At 51.1% G+C, this 1,089-nt stretch carries 2 tRNA genes and 2 rRNA genes; all 4 read left to right on the top strand.

The window, feature by feature from the left end:
• Window positions 1-106, top strand: a 16S ribosomal RNA gene (locus ACFO3G_RS01420); the annotation flags it as partial.
• Between the two features lie 136 nt (window positions 107-242).
• A tRNA-Ile gene (locus ACFO3G_RS01415) sits at window positions 243-316 on the top strand.
• A 20-nt stretch (window positions 317-336) separates the two neighbouring features.
• Window positions 337-410 (top strand) — tRNA-Ala (locus ACFO3G_RS01410).
• Between the two features lie 116 nt (window positions 411-526).
• Window positions 527-1,089: ribosomal RNA gene (locus tag ACFO3G_RS01405) — 23S ribosomal RNA — on the top strand; the annotation flags it as partial.

The raw sequence follows: 1,089 nt of genomic DNA, 5'->3' as shown, positions 1-1,089 counted from the left end.
ACCTGAAGCACGTAACCGCGAGGGGCGTACTAGGGTAATACCGGTGACTGGGGCTAAGTCGTAACAAGGTAGCCGTACCGGAAGGTGCGGCTGGAACACCTCCTTTCTGGAGTTTGTTATGGTAAAACATTACGGCGTGTAGTATTTGACGCTGCACTTTTGTTTCTTATGATCCTTATATAGAAGAAGGGGAAGGCCGCCTCCGTTGACGGAGAGTAGAAAGGAAAAGGCGAGACCCTGCCAGTCCTATAGCTCAGTTGGTTAGAGCGCTACACTGATAATGTAGAGGTCGGCAGTTCAACTCTGCCTGGGACTACTTGAAAGGAACAGATATACGGGGGATTAGCTCAGCTGGCTAGAGCACCTGCTTTGCAAGCAGGGGGTCATCGGTTCGAATCCGATATTCTCCACGATCCGCCATAAGAAGCGGAAGCGATCTTTGACTTATTTTACGAATCAAGAAGCAATAGAATATAATAGAGCAATAGATATCAACTAAGCCGCGAAAATGCGGCATGCAAAGATGGATAAATTCCATAAGGGCAGACGGTGGATGCCTTGGCTCTCGGAAGCGAAGAAGGACGTGATAAGCTGCGAAAAGCTGCGGGGATTGGCACATACGAATTGATCCGCAGATATCCGAATGGGGCAACCCGGCAGGTTTCGGACCTGTCACGAGATTTAAGACTCGGGCGAACGTGGGGAACTGAAACATCTCAGTACCCACAGGAAAAGAAAACAACAGTGATTCCCCCAGTAGCGGCGAGCGAACGGGGATTAGCCCAAACCGTCGGTGTTTCGGCACGAGGCGGGGTAATAGGACCGGAGAGGTGAGAAGGAGTTTTTAGAGGAACCGTAGTGGAAACTTGGACCGTAGGGGGTGAAAGTCCCGTACTCGAAAAAGACGACGGATCTATCCGGCACCTGAGTAGCGCGGAGCACGAGAAATTCTGCGTGAATTGGCGGGGCCCATCCCGTAAGGCTAAATATGACCGAGAGACCGATAGTGAACAAGTACCGTGAGGGAAAGGTGAAAAGAACCTCGACGAGAGGAGTGCAATAGAACCTGAACCCGTCTGCCTACAAGCG

The organism is Falsiporphyromonas endometrii (genome assembly GCF_042654485.1).
GTDB classification, from domain to species: Bacteria; Bacteroidota; Bacteroidia; order Bacteroidales; family Porphyromonadaceae; genus Porphyromonas; species Porphyromonas endometrii.
This window is presented reverse-complemented; position numbering and strand designations above follow the sequence as displayed.